The organism is Rubidibacter lacunae KORDI 51-2, from assembly GCF_000473895.1.
In the GTDB taxonomy this organism is placed as follows: Bacteria; Cyanobacteriota; Cyanobacteriia; order Cyanobacteriales; family Rubidibacteraceae; genus Rubidibacter; species Rubidibacter lacunae.
On the sequence record NZ_ASSJ01000084.1, the window covers coordinates 23,368 to 37,528 of the forward strand.

The following is a 14,161-nucleotide window of genomic DNA, read 5'->3' on the forward strand; positions in this document are numbered from 1 at the left end:
GGTATATCTTGCTGGCTCGCCGTCAGTGCAGGGACCTTGCTCGTCGGTTGTAATGTTCCGCCTTCTGAAACCGATGGTGGTGGCGACGGTCGTCCGGATATCGTGGCGACCAGCACGATGCTGACAGACTGGACCGAACGCGTGGGGGGTGACGCGATCGCACTAACCGGAATTCTCAAACCCGGTGACGACCCGCACGTGTACGAACCAGTTCCAGGCGATGTGGAGGCGATCGAAGCTGCAGAGCTGACGATTTACAACGGCTTCAACCTCGAGCCCCAATTGATTCGCATCGTCAAGGCGTCGGGGTCGCCTGCCCGCGCCGTTGGCGAATCCGTAACGCCACTCGACTTTGAGTATGAAGGACAAACCGAACCCGACCCGCACGTGTGGGGCGATGTGGAAAACGCGATCGCAATTGTGGCAGCAATTCGCGACGAACTGGTGGCGATCGCGCCCGAGTCCGAGTCCGAAATTCAGGCTAACGCCGACGCTTATATTGCCGAATTACAACGCTTGGATACCTGGGTTGCGGCGCAGATTGCAACAATTCCGCCCGAACAGCGTCGGTTGGTAACGACGCACGATGCCTTTCAGTACTATGCTGCCGCCTACGGTCTGGAGGTCATCGGCACGCTCATTGGTATCAGCACTGAAGAGCAACCGAGTGCGAAAACGGTTCGCGACCTGGTTGAAGCCGTCAAGACAGCGAAGGTTCCTGCTATTTTTGCCGAAACCACCATTAATCCCGAGCTGATTGCTACAGTTGCCCGCGAAGCGAACGTGACACTTCCTGAGGAGGAGTTATATTCGGATTCGCTCGGGGCGGTAGGTAGCGATGCCGATTCCTACATCGGCATGGTGGTTGCTAATACGCGCACCATTACAGAAGCGCTGGGCGGCAAGTTCCAGCCGTTTGAGGCGGCTCCTGAGTAATTCAAAACTTCCTGGGTCGGTCCTCGCCCCGGGCTGATGTTGGACGTCAGCTTGTCGATGGAGGCGATGGCTAGCGAAAGTGTGTCAACGAAGGTGTGACACCAAAGACTTGAAGCTTTTAGAAGTGCATATTCATCACTGCACCAATGGTTCCAGTCGAATACATAACCTGTCCGAGAGTGGTGGCTCTTCAAGCAAAGTTGCTTAGGGGGAAGTATAGCTCTAGTAAAGCTGCACGCATCAGGTTGAAACCAGGTAGGCACAGGTTGAAAACTCGTTTTGCAATCGCAATAGCTGCGGCGACTATGGGTATATACAAATAGCTAGAGATCGCGTTCGGTTAGTGCCTGTCTCGATCGAGGGCACTTCAAAAAATTACAGGATTGTGGCGTACCGATGGCTGACATGCCCATGCTGCTGAGCTGAATCTTCAGTCTTAAGCGAAGTAATCGAGGTGCCCTAAAGACCGATCGCAGGTTGAGACCCCTTAGAAGCTCGATATCCTCAATGGACGGCACTTAGTTGGGGTTGCTAAGAGCTCAACGCCCTGTGAGGCAAGGATTTGCCCCGCTTGGCAGCATCTTTTGTCGGTGAATAAGGCTGAATAGACTGTGCTTCGCCAAATCCGACAGAGCATGTCTTTTTATAAATACACTCCTCCCACAAGAATTTTGCGTATCAGAAGATTGCGATTGATGCCCTCTCCGTCCGAGCAAAACCCTTCGGACGGGCCCGATCGATGGGAGCGGACGAGGTGACGGTGCGATCGAGGCGCTATGGTAGAAGGACCGAACCATTGCTCTGTCGAGTTTTTCAGTCACCCCGCTCATGTTCGACGCCCTCGCCGATCGCCTCGAAGACGCCTGGAAAAAGCTGCGCGGTCAGGACAAGATCGGTGCCGCCAATATCAAGCCGGCCCTCCAAGAAATCCGCCGCGCACTGCTGTCCGCCGACGTCAACCTGCAAGTCGTGCGCGACTTCGTCGCAGACGTAGAGAAGAAAGCCCTCGGTGCCGAGGTTGTCTCTGGCGTCCGACCCGACCAGCAGTTCGTCAAGATCGTTTACGACGAACTCGTGGAGGTGATGGGCGAAACCAATGTGCCCCTCGCCCAAGCCGAGCGATCGCCTACCATCGTGCTCATGGCCGGCTTGCAGGGCACCGGTAAAACCACCGCCACAGCAAAACTAGCTCTGTTCTTAAAGAAACAAGAGCGCAACGCCTTAATGGTGGCCACCGACGTCTATCGTCCCGCCGCGATCGACCAGCTCATAACCCTCGGCTCGCAGATCGACGTCCCAGTCTTCGAGCTCGGCACCGATGCCGACCCCGTGGACATCGCGCGCCAAGGTATCGAGCATGCCAAGGCCGAAGGCATCGACACCGTTTTGATCGACACCGCCGGCCGCCTGCAAATCGACACGGACATGATGGACGAGCTGCGGCGTATCAAAGACACCGTGCGCCCCGACGAAGTGCTTCTCGTCGTGGACGCGATGACCGGTCAAGAAGCCGCCAGCCTTACGGCTACGTTCCACGACCAAATCGGGGTTACCGGTGCGATTTTGACCAAGCTCGACGGCGACAGTCGCGGCGGTGCGGCACTGTCGGTGCGGCGCATATCCGGACAGCCGATCAAGTTCGTCGGCGTCGGCGAAAAGGTCGAAGCCCTACAGCCGTTTTATCCCGAACGCATGGCCTCGCGCATTTTGGGGATGGGCGACGTCGTCTCCTTGGTTGAGAAAGCGCAAGAAGAAATCGACCTCGCTGATGCCGAAGCATTGCAAGCCAAAATGATGGAGGCGCGCTTCGATTTCAACGACTTCCTCAAGCAAATGCGCCTGCTGAAAGGGATGGGCTCCTTCGGTAGCATCATGAAGATGATTCCGGGCATGAACAAGCTCAGCGGCGCCGACATCGAAAAAGGCGAAGGGCAGCTCAAGCGTGTCGAAGCCATGATCGGCTCCATGACCAAGCTGGAACGCGAAGACCCGGATTTGCTATCGCGATCGCCCGGTCGCCGTCGCCGCATTGCCAAAGGCTCCGGTCACAAAGATACCGAAGTCATGAAGCTCGTCAACGACTTCAACCGCATGCGCACGATGATGCAGCAGATGAGCCAAGGCGGGATGATGCCCGGTATGGGGGGTATGCCCGGCATGGGCGGTATGGGCGGTGGCATGCCTGGTATGGGTGGCATGTTCGGCGGCGGTCAGCGTCCCGGTTTCCGGGCTACCGGTGGCGGTAAAAAGAAGAAAAAGCAGAAGAAGAAAAAAGGCTTCGGCGATCTGTAGACACGACAACTTGCCTGCAATTCGGCTGACATCGACACCAGTTGCGACGAACGCAAGCAGGAACTCGAGACGAGCGCGTGATGGCAAATCTTCGTTTGGGACTGTGGATTGGCTTGCTGGTGCTGTTGGGCTTGTTTGTCTTGCAGAACTGGTTGCCCGTGCTACCGCTTGTGGTATTTGGCAATGCCACGATCGCCTTACCTGCGGGGATTTGGCTGGCGATCGCCGCGGCAGCCGGCTTTTTGACTGGCTTGATACTGCGATTGCTGGCCGCCCTCGGTCGCGGACCTAGCCGGCAGCCGGTCGAGTCCGTCGCGCGATCGCCGCGAACGCAATCGAAGTCGCGGGCAACCGAGCGTGCCAGTCGTCGCCAGCCCGTGGTGGATTGGGAGCGAGCGTCCTCGGCTGATTGGAAAGATGCCGAGGAAGACGAGTGGGATATCGAAAACCCACCCGAGCGATCGCCCGAGTCGTTTCCTCGCGCGGTCGATCTACCCAAACAGCCGACGGCGGCAGCCGAGGCAGCCCCGCGCGATCGCGTCATTTCCGAACCGTCTCGACCGCCGGCAGTTGAGGATGCTCCCCACACTCGCAGCAACCAGCGCGCAACTGCCTCCCCCGGTACCGTGTACGATGCTGACTACCGCGTCATCAACCCGCCGCTATGGGATGTCGCCCCCCAAGCTGCGGCAGACAGCGACGCGGACGCTGATGAGGATTGGGATTTCTTGGACGATGACGACCGCGACCCTTAACGATCCGCTAGATGGTTTGAGCGTCTTCCTGGTCGGCATGATGGGAGCCGGCAAAACCACTGTCGGTCGCGCCCTTGCCGCCCTGCTCGACTATCGCTTCTTCGACACCGACGACTTGATCGAGCGCGTCGCCGGTAAGTCCATTCCCGAAATCTTTGCTAGCGATGGTGAATCGGTCTTCCGCGACCTGGAAACCCAAGTCCTCGAACAAGTCTGCGCCTACACCCGCAGTGTCATTGCCACGGGTGGCGGCTGCGTGATGCGAACCCGCAATTGGAGCTACCTACAGCAGGGATTGGTCCTGTGGCTTGACGTTCCGGCGGACGTGTTGCGACTGCGACTGCGCGGCGATCGCGGCCGGCCTTTGTTGCAGACCCCCGACCCCGACCGCGCGCTCGGAGACCTGATGGAAAAACGGCGATCGCGTTACGCGCTCGCAGATTTGCACCTGTCCGTCCGCCCCGAGGACAGTGCCAAGACCGTCGCCAGACGCATCGTTGCCCAGATTCCTAGCACGCGCAAGCAGTCTTAAACGATTTGCACCAAGCGGGAGGACGCAAACGCGATCGGCGACGGTCCACCTGTGGATGGAGAGCGTTCCCAGCAAACGCTCGCGCGATCGGGTCGCGGGGTACACTGAGCACTTGCAGTCGTTCTCACTCGCATCCGACACCATGACGCTCGATCGCGAATACATCCGCAGAGAGGAGGCCACCCGCGTCCGCGTCCTCAGCGAAGCTCTCCCCTACATCCAGGAATTTGCCGGTCGCATCGTCGTCGTCAAGTATGGCGGCGCAGCAATGAAAGATAAGGTGCTCAAAGACGGCGTCATTCGCGACGTGGTGTTTTTGCAGAGCGTCGGCGTGCGCCCGGTCGTCGTCCACGGCGGCGGTCCAGAGATCGACTTTTGGCTTAATAAGCTGGGCCTCGTGCCACAGTTTCGGGATGGCTTGCGCGTGACCGATGCCGACACGATGGACGTAGTGGAAATGGTGCTCGTCGGGCGGGTTAACAAGGAACTCGTCGCGCTGATCGATCAAGCGGGCGGTCGAGCCGTTGGACTCTGCGGCAAGGACGCCAACACCATTCGCGCTCGTCCCCAAGACAATGCCGACTACGGCTTCGTCGGCGACGTCAGCAGTGTTGATCCCGCTTTGGTCGTGACACTGGTTGAAAAGGGCTATGTGCCAGTGATCTCCAGTGTTGCCGCCGACCTCGACGGGCAAGCTTACAACATCAACGCCGACACGGCTGCCGGTGAGATTGCTGCTGCAATTGGAGCAGCCAAGCTAATTTTGCTCACCGACACCCCGGGTATTCTCGAAAACTACAGCGATCCGTCCACGCTCCTCGTGCGACTCGATATCCAGGACGCGCGCGACCTGATTGCCAGCGGCGTTGTCGGGGGCGGCATGATTCCCAAAGTGAATTGCTGCGTGCGATCGCTGGCTCAAGGGGTCGGTGCGGCCCATATCATCGACGGACGCATCCCGCACGCGCTGCTGCTGGAGATTTTCACGACCGACGGGATCGGTTCCATGATCGTCCCCTAGCGATCGTTAGGGGTGCGCGACTGCCAGGGACTTCTCGCCCCAAGCGATCGCTGTCCAGCCGATGCGGCATGCGGCCCAAAGCGATCGCCGCAGGCGTTAAAGCGCCCTACTGAGTCGGGGGCTCCCCAACTGCTTCGATCTCCCAGTTAGATCTCCCAGTCGCGGCTGATGAGTTCGATCGCGGCTAGAGCGAAGCGCACGCAGGCGAAGTATTCCTGTAAGGGTTCAAACTGTGCGGCACTGGTAAATAAGTTTGGTTCGAGCAATTGGCGCGGTGTCGGAATTGCCAAATACAGGCGACCGTCGTAGGTACTCAGGGCAACTCGGCGATCGCTTTGCGTGCAGAAATTCGCCAGCAATTCACGCAATGGCGGCGTTAACACGCGCGCGGCGGTGTTGCGGCGATCGTCGAAAACGGCAAACAGTCGCCCGAAGGCATCGTCCTCAAGCGGCATGCGCTCGAGGCGATCGCTCAACCGCGGTAGGTCTGCAGCTTTAGCAGGCACGAGCGTGAAGCGTCCGCGCGAGATCTCCCCAAATTCGGCAATGCAAAACAAGCCCTGAAACACCGATTGCTGGCCGATCGCCTCCAGAATCAAGTCGAGGGGAATATCATCGCTAATGCCCATGCCGTGTCGAATGCGCCAGGCGCGATAGTACAGCGCGCGCAAACCGCGCGCGGGCAATTGGATACGCGGCGGTACGCTAGCGCGGGCAGGCGGCGGTAATACTAGCGGCTGCCACGTGCGAATGTCGGCGGCCGGCGCACAAGCGGCGCGCAGCGCCCAAACGTCCGCAAGCTGAATCGATACGTCGTCGAAGCGACCGCCTATGCGATTGGCCGAGAGCACGTAGTCGGGCAGCAGCGTACTCGGGAACAGACCGCTGCCGGCGAGCGCGTTGCTGTCGAGACGGCGTTCTTCCATCAGCGACTCGCGCACGTCAAGATGGCAGCGTGCCGAGCATAGGGAATCAACGACTGCTTCAAGTGCATCGAGTCGGTAACCGCGACTGAACGTATCGAACACCGAGCTATAGACTGCCGTCCAGCAGACGAGCGCGAAACCAAATGCACCGAGCGCGATCGCGCCGATGATGACAACCAGCAGTGCGAAAATTCCCAGCGTGTCGAGAACGGGAATCTTGGCGAGCATGGCAGGCAACTGGAAGATCGCGACGACCGCACCGCCGATGGCAACGGCACCCGCCACCCCCGCGATCGCGGTGGCGAGGGCGAGCAAGAGCAAACTAGAGCGACGGCGGCGTTCGTAGGTCAGCAATTGCGGGTGCAGGTGCTGCTGAAAGTATTGCTGGAATTCGGTCAGGCTCGCGTGCCAAGGATCGAAGGGACGCACCGGGGTCGGCGCGGCAAGCGGCGGTACGGCCGGCTGGGTGGCTGGTTCGACCGGTTGGGGCACGGCTGTCTGCTCGGGGACTGGCGGAACGTTAGCCGAGTTCGCAGGCTCGCCCGGCATCGGTGCAGCGCTCGGGCGATTGCGTCTCTCCCATTGTTTTTTCTTGACCTTCTCCAAGCGCTCCAAGATCGCTCGTGCTTGAGTGCGAAAGCGCACGTCATCGCTTTCGAGCAAATGCTGGTAAAGCGCGAGGGCAGGTTTGAGTTTGCCGGTGCGGCGATAGGCTTCGGCCAGCGCGAACTGAACCTGCAGAGCAGCTGCACCCTCAGCGGTGCCGAGTTCGTGCCATGCTTGCTCGAGCAAGACGATCGCGTCGTCGTAGCGACCTTCGTTCAGGGCAGTCAGTCCGTCTTTCGCTGGAGTGGATGCAGCCACAGTTGGAGCAAGTGGGAATGTGGGGGAGAGATATCGATAGGAGGCGGTTGGCAGTCTTCAACCGATGCTACCCAACTACCTGCATCCCGTAAGCGATCGCCGACAGTAAGTGGCAAGCATCGCTGCGGCCGCGGTTGCCTGCCCGTTGTTTGTTGGGGAAAAGTGGGATCCACCCGACGCGCGCGATTTAGGTTTCGTTACAGTTTTTCATCGAGCTGCCGCAACGGCCGCGCGCGTTAGGGATACTGGAATTTGATGTACCGAATTGTTTCAGCGATCGTGAACCCATGTCTCCGAACTCAACATCCTACACGAGCGCAGCCCTGTCGCTCCCAAACCGTCCGCGCCGCCTGCGTCGCACCGCTGCCATTCGCCGCATGGTCAGCGAAACGCAGCTGCACGTTGAAGACCTGATCTATCCGCTGTTCGTGATGGAAGGCGAGAACCGCAAAGTCGAAGTGCCGTCCATGCCCGACTGCTTCCGTTACACCCTCGACCTATTGCTGCATGAAGTCAAAGAAGCAGCAGCCCTTGGCATTCCAGCGATCGCTCTGTTCCCGGTCATCCCGGAAGATTTCAAGGACTCTACGGGCACGGAAAGCTACAACCCAGACGGTTTAGTACAGCGGACGATCCGCGCCATCAAGGAAGTCGTGCCGGATATCGTTGTCATCACCGATGTGGCGCTCGATCCCTATTCCAGCGACGGTCATGACGGCATTGTCGAGGACGGTGTTATCCTCAACGACGAAACCGTGGACGTGTTGGTGAAAATGGCGCTGTCACAAGCCGACGCCGGCACCGATTTCGTCGCGCCGTCGGACATGATGGACGGTCGCATCGGCGCGATCCGCGATGCGCTGGACGAAGCGGGCTACACGGATGTGGGTATTCTCGCGTATTCGGCAAAGTATGCCTCGGCTTACTACGGTCCGTTCCGCGATGCGCTCGACTCGGCGCCTAAATTTGGGGACAAGAAAACCTATCAAATGGACCCGGCTAACGCGCGCGAGGCAATTTTGGAAGTCGATCTCGACATCGACGAAGGTGCGGATATTGTCATGGTCAAACCCGCACTGGCCTATCTCGACGTGATTTACCGCATCCGCGAGACGACCGATCTCCCCGTGGCAGCCTATAACGTCAGCGGCGAGTACGCAGCACTCAAGGCTGCCGCGCGCAACGGCTGGCTCGACGAACCGACCGTCGTCCTCGAAACCCTGACGAGCATGAAACGTGCGGGGGCAGATCTCATCCTCACCTACTTTGCCAAGTACGCCGCACAACTGCTAGCTCGCTAAAACGCATTCGGTCCGCGATCGCCCCACTTCGGACGCGAACGCGCTGCGGGTCGCGCGGGCCTGCTAATCGGCGGACTCGCTATTGCCGTGCGGCGATCGCTTGAGAATCTCGACCGTTCCAACCTGCCCATCGAGGCGCAAGCGCTGACCGTTTTGGAAGATCTGGGTGGCGTGCGGTACGTCCAGCACTGCCGGAATGCCGTACTCGCGAGCGAGAATTGCCCCATGGGATAGGCGTCCGCCGACTTCGGCGATCAGTCCGCCCGCCTGCGCCAGTAGCGGTGCCCACCCTGCATCCACGTGCGGCACGACCAGAATCGTGGTGCGATCGAGGTCCGGGACAGCGGTGAGGTCTTGCAGCACGCAGACCCGTCCGATCGCCATGCCCGGACTGGCCGCGATGCCGTTCCAGCGCCGGCCGACATCGAACAACGGCACCACTGGTTGCAGGACTTCTGGAGCCGGTGGCTGGCCGTACGCGGTAAAGGGCACGTGTTTGAGCTGTCGATCGTCATCCAGACGCGATCGCCGCTGCTGCACCAACTGCGAGACGCGATCTGCCAGTTCGGCATCGTCCCCGCGGGCCAGTTCGGCTACCTCGACGAATTCGAGCATGAAGATATCGCCCGCTGCGCCGAGGATGCCTGATTCAATCCACTGTTGCTCCAGCGCCACAAAGCTCCAACGCAGGTGAGCTAGCAGGCGGTTGTAGGTTTCCGCCACGCGGGCTTTGAGCTGCAAGCGCTGTTGGACGACGCGTGCCTGCCAGCGCTGTGCGCTAGCAGAGCCCTTAACTGCTAGCAGGTTGCCCTCGTCGTAGAGCAACCGCGAGAACAACTCCCGCGTCGGTTGCGGGCGATCGCGCCAGCGCGGGACGGCAATATCGGTCGCGGCTTCGCTGAGATAGCCGTAGCGATCCAACCAGCGTTCGAAACCCATGAGGATGCTGGCGCCGTCGGGTGTCTCGGCTAGCAAGGCAAACAAGGACGGCCCGCTGCGTTCGCCCGCATCTTTGAACGGCAATAGATTGCGGGCCTCTGCCGCCAACTGTGCCAGCGCTTGCAGCGATGCCACCTCTGCCGTACAGCTCGGATCCAGTTCGGTTTCGTCCACGCTTAATAGGGTCTGGCGTAACGCGAATCCTAGCGGTGCGAGAATGTTGAAGTACGTCGTGCGTTCCAACGCTACCAAAATCGACTCGATCCGAGTCAGCAATTCTAACGGCGACCAGTCCTGCGCTGGGGCCGTCTGCAACCGCGAGAGCAGCGGTGCCAGCAATCGCTGCTCGGCCACTGAAAAGTCGCGCTCTAAGCTCCACTCCCGCCTTGCCAGACGCAGCAACCCCGGCACGTTCCGTAGCGTGGCTAACAGAGGCGGGCGAGTAAACTTGGTGCCGCGTGTCAGGAACTCCAGACTTTCTGCTGGCAGACCCATGCGTCGGAAAATTTGCCCGAGCAGGGTGGCATTGAAATACGCCCGGCTATAGTGCAAGGTTGCCGTTGCCGTAAAGTCTAGGTCGTCCACGCGGTCGCCCAACACCAGCGAGAATAGGTCGCCCCACACCCCGCAAGTCAGCGGTTGGTTGATCGACCAAGTTAGCGGCGCGATCGCCCCCGGAATTACTTCTGCAGCAATTTTGCGCGTCCAGATCGGCACGAGCGTAGTTACCGGTCGCGCCTGTAAAATCCAGAGCTGCTGGCCGTCAAAGGTCCATTCCACATCTTGAGGGATCCCGTGGAAGCGGCCTTCGAGTTCTCGGCTCAGTTGCGCTACTTCGCGCAGGAGGGAAGGTGGTAGGTCGCCCTCACCGTCAATTTCGATTTCGTCGCCGACGAAGCGCGCGCGGTACTGCTGTGGTGTTGCCTGCCCGGAGGCAATGGGTGCAGCACCACCCGGCAGACCTTCAATGAAGACGGCGTCGTGCGATCGCTCTACCGGATCGCGGCTGAACGCCACGCCCGAGAACGCACCGGCAATTTGTCGCTGCACTAACACGGCAATCCCCGTGTCAGCTTGACGGCGATCGCGGCGATATTGGGCGGCCGTGGGATAGCTGTAGGCGGCTTGGCAGGTCAGAATTCCATCGAGGAGCGCTTCGCGGCTGGTGAGGTGCGACACGCTTTGGTACACGCCAGCGGCGGAAGCTTGCTCGGAGTCTTCGCCGATCGCGGAGGAGCGAGCGATCGCGGGGTTGTCCGGTCCCAGGTCGACTTCGTCAGCGAGGGGCTGTGGGTCGTCGCCCGGCGGCAGCACCCATCCCGGCGGTACGGCGTAGCCCCAGCGCTTGAGTTGCGACAGGGTGGCGGCTTTGGGCCCGACGCGTGCCGGATCGAGGGGATCGTCGAGGGTTTTGAGGGCGCGATCGCCGCGAAAGAATCGAAACATCTGCTGCGAATCCGCGCGGCCGTCGCTGGCCGACAGGTCGAGGTCGTCGGGAATGCGCTGATAGATTAACCCCAACAACCCAGCCAGCGCAACTGCAGCCAGGATGTGCTCCGGATCGTTCGGGTGGCGCAAGCCAACGATCGATGCGAGTAACACCAGGATGCCCGTACGACCGGCGCGGCGATCACGCAGCACGGTAAAGCTGATGCCGCCAATGAGGGCGATGAGTCCGGCGGCGACCGGATCGTGGACGATGATGCCCCAGGTGGTGTTGGTGACACCCGCGCCTTTTCCGCCCCAGTAGCGCCCGATCGCGATCGCGATCAGGGCCACGAGTTCCCACACCGGATCGTCGAAGCAGGCGCGCGCGAGCAAGACAGCGGCGATGCCTTTGAAGGCTTCGGTGAGGACGGCGGCGATGCCGGCCGCGCGGCCGCCGTGGTAAAACGCGGCCGATACGGAAATGTTGCCCGTGCCGACACGGCTCAGCCGCTTCCCGGCAAGCACGAGGGTTGTCCACTCGACGAGTGGCAGCGCGCCTAAGATCGGACAAAGGACGAAAACGGCGATCGCACCCCAAATCTCGCTCATGTCCATTCTGTCTGCTGTTGCAGTGCGTGACTCTTCAGAGCCTAGCAGCCTCAATGGGGAAGTTCTAGAGCGGTGGGCGATCGCGTCTCGGTTAGGACTAGCGCGATCGCGTTGCTGTCTATTCCCCCCGTCGTTGCCGCGATCGCTCTCGGAACGCTAGGCACTCAACAACCCGTTAACGGTTAGGATGCTGGTGTTTCGAAGGTCATCGCATCGTCTTCAGGAAAGCGAACGATATCGTCTTCGCCGATGTATTCGCCGTTCTGGATCTCGATCATCACAAGCGAAATTACACCCGGATTCTCGACGCGGTGCGTGGTGTTCATCGGCACGTAGGTCGATTCGCGCTGCCGCAAGATTGTCGCCTTCCCGCCGACGATGACTTTCGCCGTCCCCGAGACGACAACCCAGTGCTCGGTTCGGTGGAAGTGCATTTGTGTGCTGATGTGCGCGCCGGGATTCACCTCAATGCGGTTGATGCGGTAGCGATCGCTTTCTTCCAGTCGCGTGACGGTTCCCCACGGACGCGTGCGGGTCATGTTGGATTCAACAGGAGTGGTGGTGGCTGCGTCAGTCGGCGGCAAGGACATCGTGGATACTCCAAACTCGCATCACCCTCATAGTAAATTGCGATGTAATTTGCGATTGCGCCGGCGATGAATATAATCTTCGACCGCTTGCACTATCCAGTGACTCGATCTTTATTGCGGTGTGGTGCTCCCCCGATTGCGATCGCTTTCAGCGGTGCGGCTTGCAGGTGGGGCTGAGATCTTCGGCGTTAGCAATAAGGTCGGCGATGTCCTCAGCCAGCGCGAAGTCCAGTTCCGTGAGCCCGCCCGCTTCGTGAGTGGTGAGGGCAATCTCGAGACGGTTATAACTGATTGCAAGGTCGGGGTGATGGCCGCGCGTTTCTGCGGGTGCAACGAGGCGATTGACAAAGGCAATGGCGTTGACGAAATCCGGGAAAGTACAGGTGCTATACAAAACCCTGCCATCAGTTCCCCATGCAGGGAGTCTCTCTGCGCGCACGCGCGCGGCATCAATACCATGGTCGGAGGGAAGGTCCGCACGGGCTGCGACTGGACAGACGGCAATGACAACAACAAAAGCATACGTTCCAAGTCGTTGGCGGAGGGCGAGCCAACAAGCGACAGGCAGCTTAGGAACGGTCATGAGGCCGATTGCGCTTCGAGTTCCTGAGTGACACATTCGATTTGCTCCACAAAGTGAGCTTCATTAAACTGCAGGGTGCGTGCCACCCGTAACCCGCGTTCGTAGGCATTTAAAGCGTTGATGTAATCTTCGCGGCGGCGGTGCAGTTCGGCCATGCGTTCGTATGTTTGCATCAATCCGTAGAAGTCTAAGGATTGCTGCTTGACCTTAATCAACTCGGCGTAAATCTGCAACGCCGAGTCCGGGCGATCGTTTTTTGCGTATAGGTCGGCTAGAGCGTTAAGTGCATCGCTGGCAGCTGCATATTGCTGGCGCGGCCACGCAAGCTCGAAAGCCTCGCTATAAGCATTGCTGGCATCGTTAGGGCGGTCGAGGTCGCGATAGTCGTTCCCCAATTCCAGCAGCAGTGGCGGCAGCAAGTCCAGCTGGGCGCGATCGCGATAGGTATCGATCAGCTGAGAGCGAGTGCGGATACCGTTTTTTGGCTGCGAGTTACGTTCGTAGATGTCGGCCAGCGCGCGCAGATAGTCGATTAGAGAAAAGTTGTCGCCGCGCGCTTGCGCCAGCAACAGGAGTTGTTCGTAAGCTAGCGCTGCTTGAGTGTAATCGAACCAAGCCAGGTGCAGGTCAGCAACGGTTCGTAATAGTAAAACTTCCGCGTTGGCATCGCCGCGATCTCGGGCGTCAGCCAGTTGCTTTTCATAAAGTCTCAGCGCCAGCTGCGGTTCGCGAAGCTGCTGATATGCTTCGGCAAGGGCAGTTTCCAGTTGCGGATCGGGGGCAATGCTTACATCGTCAAGATCGTCTTCCTCGGGGACGAGTTCGATGGAGCCGAGCCCGGCAGCTACCTGAATCGACCCGAGGCGATCGACAATGTCTTGAACTTCTCGCTCTCGATTTTCCTGCCAGGCGATGTCGCCCACGCGCCCGAGGGCGTTAACTTCTGCAACGGGTCCAATCGCCTGCCACCCGCACAATTCACGGAACCAGGTGGAGAATGCGGCCTCGGGGTTGCCAGCTGCGAGTTCGGCTGTTGCCAGACGATCTAGGTCATTGAGAACGTTCTCCGGCTGCGAGCGCTCGAGAGTCCATTGTGCGGGGACCTGTGCGGGAGCCCGCGCGGGTGTGGCAAGTGGCTCGGCAGATAGTGGAAGTGGTTCGACCGGGCAGACCTCCAACGGGTTGGGACGATAGTCCTGCGATCGCGCGGGCAGCTCGGCAGCGGCAATCGCGCACGTGCAGAGCAATCCAAGACCGATGGGCCGAGCAATCCGTAAGGCGAACATGGTAAGGGAAGAGGGCATGGACGGTTGCAGTATTGCTGCCAATTTAGCAGGTTGCGGGGGCGACCGTTCCGAGAGTGACATCCTCCCGACGCTGATGCT

General features: G+C 59.8%; 11 protein-coding genes. 6 read left to right on the forward strand and 5 right to left on the reverse strand.

What is annotated here, in order from left to right; all coding sequences use genetic code 11:
- Nucleotides 1-3: 3 nt before the first annotated feature.
- From KR51_RS16310 to argB, 5 genes are all read left to right on the forward strand, one after another.
- Complete coding sequence (locus KR51_RS16310) at nt 4-936, forward strand: metal ABC transporter solute-binding protein, Zn/Mn family (protein ID WP_408638140.1); 933 nt, start codon at nt 4-6, stop codon at nt 934-936.
- 828 nt (nt 937-1,764) lie between these two features.
- Nucleotides 1,765-3,228 carry a signal recognition particle protein gene (gene ffh, locus KR51_RS16315; protein ID WP_022609251.1) on the forward strand — a complete coding sequence of 488 codons (1,464 nt, stop codon included), beginning with the start codon at nt 1,765-1,767 and terminating at the stop codon, nt 3,226-3,228.
- Between the two features lie 80 nt (nt 3,229-3,308).
- Nucleotides 3,309-3,983, forward strand: coding sequence for an A24 family peptidase (locus KR51_RS16320; RefSeq protein ID WP_022609252.1), 675 nt, complete (start codon nt 3,309-3,311; stop codon nt 3,981-3,983).
- The gene (locus KR51_RS16325) at nt 3,964-4,515 is read left to right on the forward strand and encodes a shikimate kinase (RefSeq protein WP_022609253.1); all 552 of its coding nucleotides are present in this window, start codon (nt 3,964-3,966) and stop codon (nt 4,513-4,515) included. The genes KR51_RS16320 and KR51_RS16325 overlap by 20 nt, the downstream gene beginning before the upstream one ends.
- 142 nt (nt 4,516-4,657) lie before the next feature.
- Entirely contained in the window at nt 4,658-5,536 is an 879-nt protein-coding gene (argB, locus tag KR51_RS16330) for an acetylglutamate kinase (RefSeq protein WP_022609254.1), read from the forward strand.
- Between the two features lie 146 nt (nt 5,537-5,682).
- Here argB and KR51_RS16335 read toward each other — a convergent pair whose 3' ends face one another.
- Complete coding sequence (locus tag KR51_RS16335; RefSeq protein ID WP_022609256.1) at nt 5,683-7,326, reverse strand: DUF3137 domain-containing protein; 1,644 nt, start codon at nt 7,324-7,326, stop codon at nt 5,683-5,685.
- 287 nt (nt 7,327-7,613) lie between these two features.
- On the opposite strand from KR51_RS16335, the gene hemB reads away from it, so the two are divergent.
- Complete coding sequence (gene hemB, locus KR51_RS16340; protein ID WP_022609257.1) at nt 7,614-8,627, forward strand: porphobilinogen synthase; 1,014 nt, start codon at nt 7,614-7,616, stop codon at nt 8,625-8,627.
- A 63-nt stretch (nt 8,628-8,690) separates the two neighbouring features.
- Here hemB and KR51_RS16345 read toward each other — a convergent pair whose 3' ends face one another.
- From KR51_RS16345 to KR51_RS16360, 4 genes are all read right to left on the reverse strand, one after another.
- Nucleotides 8,691-11,603 carry a glycerol-3-phosphate acyltransferase gene (locus KR51_RS16345; RefSeq protein ID WP_198016826.1) on the reverse strand — a complete coding sequence of 971 codons (2,913 nt, stop codon included), beginning with the start codon at nt 11,601-11,603 and terminating at the stop codon, nt 8,691-8,693.
- 182 nt (nt 11,604-11,785) lie between these two features.
- Nucleotides 11,786-12,193 carry a phosphomannose isomerase type II C-terminal cupin domain gene (locus tag KR51_RS16350; RefSeq protein ID WP_022609260.1) on the reverse strand — a complete coding sequence of 136 codons (408 nt, stop codon included), beginning with the start codon at nt 12,191-12,193 and terminating at the stop codon, nt 11,786-11,788.
- 148 nt (nt 12,194-12,341) lie between these two features.
- Nucleotides 12,342-12,776: a 4a-hydroxytetrahydrobiopterin dehydratase gene (locus KR51_RS16355; protein ID WP_084202503.1), complete on the reverse strand. Its 435-nt coding sequence runs from the start codon at nt 12,774-12,776 to the stop codon at nt 12,342-12,344.
- The gene (locus tag KR51_RS16360; protein WP_022609262.1) at nt 12,773-14,062 is read right to left on the reverse strand and encodes a tetratricopeptide repeat protein; all 1,290 of its coding nucleotides are present in this window, start codon (nt 14,060-14,062) and stop codon (nt 12,773-12,775) included. The genes KR51_RS16355 and KR51_RS16360 overlap by 4 nt, the downstream gene beginning before the upstream one ends.
- Nucleotides 14,063-14,161: the final 99 nt, after the last annotated feature.

Coding starts and splice junctions, on each gene's coding strand:
- ffh (WP_022609251.1), top strand. CDS start 1,765: ATGTTCGACGCCCTCGCCGATCGCCTCGAAGACGCCTGGAAAAAGCTG.
- KR51_RS16320 (WP_022609252.1), top strand. CDS start 3,309: ATGGCAAATCTTCGTTTGGGACTGTGGATTGGCTTGCTGGTGCTGTTG.
- KR51_RS16325 (WP_022609253.1), top strand. CDS start 3,964: ATGACGACCGCGACCCTTAACGATCCGCTAGATGGTTTGAGCGTCTTC.
- argB (WP_022609254.1), top strand. CDS start 4,658: ATGACGCTCGATCGCGAATACATCCGCAGAGAGGAGGCCACCCGCGTC.
- hemB (WP_022609257.1), top strand. CDS start 7,614: ATGTCTCCGAACTCAACATCCTACACGAGCGCAGCCCTGTCGCTCCCA.
- KR51_RS16345 (WP_198016826.1), bottom strand. CDS start 11,603: ATGAGCGAGATTTGGGGTGCGATCGCCGTTTTCGTCCTTTGTCCGATC.
- KR51_RS16350 (WP_022609260.1), bottom strand. CDS start 12,193: ATGTCCTTGCCGCCGACTGACGCAGCCACCACCACTCCTGTTGAATCC.
- KR51_RS16355 (WP_084202503.1), bottom strand. CDS start 12,776: ATGACCGTTCCTAAGCTGCCTGTCGCTTGTTGGCTCGCCCTCCGCCAA.
- KR51_RS16360 (WP_022609262.1), bottom strand. CDS start 14,062: ATGTTCGCCTTACGGATTGCTCGGCCCATCGGTCTTGGATTGCTCTGC.